This is a genomic window from uncultured Stenotrophomonas sp. (genome assembly GCF_963519925.1).
In the GTDB taxonomy this organism is placed as follows: domain Bacteria; phylum Pseudomonadota; class Gammaproteobacteria; order Xanthomonadales; family Xanthomonadaceae; genus Stenotrophomonas; species Stenotrophomonas maltophilia_AE.
On the sequence record NZ_CAUQPH010000206.1, the window covers coordinates 1 to 4,563 of the forward strand.

Genomic DNA, 4,563 nt, shown 5'->3' on the forward strand with positions numbered 1-4,563 from the left:
CTTCCGCGCTGCCGGGCACATCGTCCCAGCGCCGGGAGCGGATCACCGCGTCGCTGGGCAGGTCCCAGTCCCAGAGGCCGTGCCCGGCATGGTCCAACGCCACTTCCCAGCGGCTGCCGGCGTAGGCGGCAACCGGTTCGGGGATGCTCAGGGTAAACGCCAGCAGGTTGCCGTCGGCGTCGTGCACGGCGCGCATCCATCCGTCGAAGCGCCCGCGCGGGCCACCGGGCAGCTGGCACGGGACCAGCCCGCCATCGGCGGCCAGCAGGCGCAGGTCCTCCAGCAGCTCGCCATAGGCCGCCACGGTTGCCGGCAGCCCATGCTCGCGCGCGGCCGGGTTGGCGGCCAGCGGGCGCCCGCTCCGGTCCAGGATGACCAGGGCCGACGCCAAGGGGTGCTGCAGCAGACTCGCGATGATGCCTTGGTCCACGCGGTAGGACTCCAATTACGCACCCGACAGCCGGGAACGTAACCGTTAGCGGCGGAATGGCCGGATAGTTGAGTCCCGCGTGCGCCAACGGTGCTGCAGCCACTACTATGGAGCGCCCCTTCCGACCCGGTCCTGTCGCGCCCCATGCCTGTCGTCCCGCCCGGCCCGCCCGCCCCGCCCCGTCGCGACCATCCGCTCGCACGGGCCCTGCGCCGCGACCGCTTGCGGGTGGTCATCGGCTATCTGCTGCTGGCGCTGGTCTGGATCCTGTGCAGCGATGCGGCGGTGCAGATGCTGACCTCGGACCTGCCCACCGCCGCACGCTGGCAGACCGCCAAGGGCACGCTGTTCGTGCTGCTCAGCGGCACGCTGATTTACCTGCTGCTGCGCCCGCTGGCCCAGCACGTGCTGCATACGCACGTGCAGCTGGAGCATTCCGAGCAGCGCCACCGCCAGCTGTTCGAAGGCAACCCGGGGCCGATCCTGGTCTACGACCTGGACACGCTGGAGATCCTGGACGTCAATCCCGCGGCCAGCAGCCTGTTCGGCTGGACCCGTGAGGAGTTCACCGCGCTGCCGATGACCGCGTTGTGGCCGCCGGGCGACGAGGCCGCGCTGGCCGCCAAGCTCGAACAGATCCGGGCCCAGCCCGAGCAGTTGTGCGTGATTACCGCCGACCTGCTGCTCAAGGATGGCACCCCGCGCCGGATGGAGATGCGCAGCAACTACCTGGATTACGCCGGCCGCCCGGCGCGGCTGCTGATCGCGATCGACCGCACCCGCGAAGACCAGGCGCTGCGCCGCCGCGACCAGGCCCTGGCCCGGGTCGAGGAAGCGCACGAAATGGCGCGGATCGGTGCCTGGGAGTTCGAACCGGCCACCGGCCTGGGCCGCTATTCCAACCAGGTTTACCACCTGCTGGGCCGGCGCCCGCCGGAGGCACGGCGCTGGCACCGCTTCGAGGAGCTGCTGGTGCCGGCCGACCCGGCCACTGCGGCGCTCACCGAGCAGCTGCTGCAGGACATGCGCGGCGACGGGGTGCAGATCGACGTGCTGCTGCCGTTGCTGGCGATGGATGGGCGCGCGCTGATGGTGCACCTGCGCGCGGGGAGTGGCAGCGATGATGCCGGCCGCCCGCTGGTGCTGGGCACGCTGCAGGACGTGACCGAACGCGAACAGTCGCGACGCCTGCTGCGCGAGCGCGAGGAACAGTTCCGCGAGCTGGTGCGGGTGCTGCCGGACGGGGTGGTGATCCTGTCCGACGAACACGTGCTGTACGCCAATGCCTGCGCTGCGGCGCAGTTCGGCTACGGCCAGCACACCCTGCTGGGGGAGCCGCTGTCGGCGCTGGTGGTGGCCAGCGACCTGGCGCGGGTGCGCGCGCAGCTGTTCGCCAGCATTCCGCTGCCCAGCAGCGGCAGCGAAGTCATCGGCATGCGCCGGCTGGACGGCGAGCGTTTCCAGGCCGGGCTGGCGGTGGGCGAAGTGCGCTACGGCGGCCGCAACTGCAAGCTGCTGATCGTGCGCGACCTGAGCGAACCCGAACGCATCCGCGAGGCGCTGGAAACCAGCAACCGCGAGCTGCAGGCGATGGCCGGGCGGCTGTTCTCGCTGCAGGAGGACGAACGCCGGGCGATCTCGCGCGACCTGCACGACGATATCGGCCAGGCCATCACGGCGATGAAGCTGTCGGCCTATGCGGCGCAGGACGAAACCGACCCGCAGCGGCGCGGCGAGGACCTGGAACAGATCATCCAGCTGGCCGATGCGACGGTGGGCAAGCTGCGCGACATTTCCACCCTGCTGCGCCCGCCCCAGCTCGACGCGTTGGGACTGGAGGCGGCGCTGCGCTGGCAGGCGGGGGTGTTGTTCCGTTCTTCGCCGATCGAGCTGCTGGCCGACATCCAGGCGCTGCCGCGCCGGCCCGAGGGCGACATCGAGCAGGCCTGCTTCCGCATCGCGCAGGAGAGCCTGACCAACGTGCTGCGCCACGCGCGCGCCAGCCAGGTGCACCTGAAGCTGCATGATGTGCACGACCACGGGCTGCACCTGCAGGTCCGCGACGACGGCGAGGGTTTTGACCCGGACGGTCCGCGCGGGCTGGGCCTGATCGTGATGCGCGAGCGCGCGCAGAGCGCCGGCGGCACCCTCAAGATCGAGTCGGCGCACGGCGCCGGCACCCTGGTCGACCTGTTCCTGCCCTATCGCAGCGACAGTACGACCGCCCCCGATACCCTGGAACATTGAGTCATGTGGAACCCTTCCCTGCCCCTGGTCAGCATCGAGGACGCGCCGCCGCGCCTGGGCGCCGGCAACCCCGAACTGCAGGCGATGGTGGCCGAGGCGGCTTCGGGCGGCACGCCGCTGATGCTGATGCACGTGGACATCGACCATTTCGCGTCGGTCAACGAGAACATGAGCGCGGAGGTCGGCGACCAGGCGCTGGTGCTGGTGGCGCAGCGCCTGCAGCACCACCTGCGCGGACGCGGCAAGCTGTGGCGGCACGGCAGTGACGAGTTCCTGCTGGCGGTGCCGCGCGCGGCGGACATGCCGTTGCCGGATGACCTGGCCGAGGAGATCCGGCAGCAGCTGGAGCTGCCGTTGTCGGTACTGCCGTACACGCTGTTCATGACCGGCAAGCTGGGGGTGAGCCTGTGCCCGGAGCATGCGACCGACACGTCGCGCCTGCTCGACCACGCCGAGGATGCGCTGTACCAGGCGGCGCGCGAGGGCGGAAACGCGGTGCGCATCCATGCGGTCAACACGCCGTCGAGCGCGCACAGCGAGAGCATCATCGCGCGGCAGATCGTGGACGCGATTCCCAATGGCGAGCTGAAGCTGCGCTACCAGCCGCTGGTGAGCGCACGCGATGGCCATGTGGTGGGCATGGAGGCGCTGCTGCGCTGGCAGTCGCCGACGCTGGGCATGCTGGTGCCGGAGCGTTTCATGCGCACGGCGGAGCGGCTGGGGATCATCGTGCAGATCGGCACCTGGGTGCTGGAGGGGGCGCTGAAGCAGGCGCGGCTGTGGCGCGACCAGGGGTTCGATGACTTCACGATTGCGGTGAACGTGTCCACGCTGCAGCTGCTGCGGCCGAACTTCTTCGCGGAGGTGATGGCGTTGATGCAGACGGCGGGGGTGCCGGCGCACATGCTGACGCTGGAGATCAACGAAAGCGCGCTGACCAACAACGTGAATTTCGTGCACGAGACGCTGGTGAACCTGCGCAACGAGGGGATCAGCCTGAGCCTGGACAATTTCGGGACGGGCGATTCAAGCCTGAGCGCGCTGGTACGTTATCCGGTGGACAAGCTGAAGATCGACCGCAGCTTCATCAAGAGTGCGCCGGCGGGCAACCGCGAGGCGGCGATCGCACGCGCGATCATTGCGATGGGGCACCAGCTGGGCATGACGGTGATCGCCAACGGGGTCGAGTCGCAGGCACAGCTGGGCTTCCTGCGCCGCAACGATTGCGATGTGTTCCAGGGCTATCTGTTCGGGGAGCCGATGTCGGCGGATGCGGCAGGCATGACGCTGCGTCGCCGTTACCTGCGCCCGGAGGCCTTCGCGGAGACGCGTCCGGACCGGACGCTGCTGCTGCTGGACGACGAGGAGAACGTGCTGCGTTCGCTGGTGCGGCTGTTCCGGCGCGATGGCTACCGGATCCTGGCGGCGGGCAACGTACGCGATGCGTTCGACCTGCTGGCGATCAACGATGTGCAGGTGATCCTGTCGGACCAGCGCATGAGCGACATGAGCGGCACCGAGTTCCTGGGCCGGGTGAAGATGCTGTACCCGGACACGATCCGGCTGGTGCTGTCGGGCTACACCGACCTCAACACGGTGACCGACGCGATCAACCGCGGCGCGATCTACCGCTTCCTGACCAAGCCCTGGAACGACGACGAGCTGCGCAAGCACATCCACCAGGCATTCCGCACGCACGAGGAGCAGCGCCGGGCGAATACCTCGCAACCGGCGGCGATGTCGGCGCCCGAGGGCGAATAGTCGGCTGATTGCTGATTGCTTACGGCGAAAGGCGAAAGGCGAAAGGCGGCTATTCGATGCTAAGTGCTGGGGCGGGCGGCGGGCAGCCCCCTCCGGGACACGCCGTGAATACGTCCATGTAGGCT

General features: G+C 69.3%; 2 protein-coding genes and 1 pseudogene. 2 read left to right on the forward strand and 1 reads right to left on the reverse strand.

What is annotated here, in order from left to right; all coding sequences use genetic code 11:
- Positions 1 to 430, reverse strand: a pseudogene (locus RWO33_RS19345) (histidine kinase); the annotation flags it as partial.
- A gap of 144 nt (positions 431 to 574) precedes the next feature.
- On the opposite strand from RWO33_RS19345, the gene RWO33_RS19350 reads away from it, so the two are divergent.
- Both RWO33_RS19350 and RWO33_RS19355 read left to right on the forward strand, forming a co-directional pair.
- Positions 575 to 2,677 (forward strand): PAS domain S-box protein, encoded by a 2,103-nt coding sequence (locus tag RWO33_RS19350; RefSeq protein WP_314106983.1) that lies wholly within the window; start codon positions 575 to 577, stop codon positions 2,675 to 2,677.
- 3 nt (positions 2,678 to 2,680) lie between these two features.
- On the forward strand, positions 2,681 to 4,438 hold the full coding sequence (locus RWO33_RS19355) for an EAL domain-containing protein (protein WP_145477698.1): 1,758 nt from the start codon (positions 2,681 to 2,683) through the stop codon (positions 4,436 to 4,438).
- Positions 4,439 to 4,563: the final 125 nt, after the last annotated feature.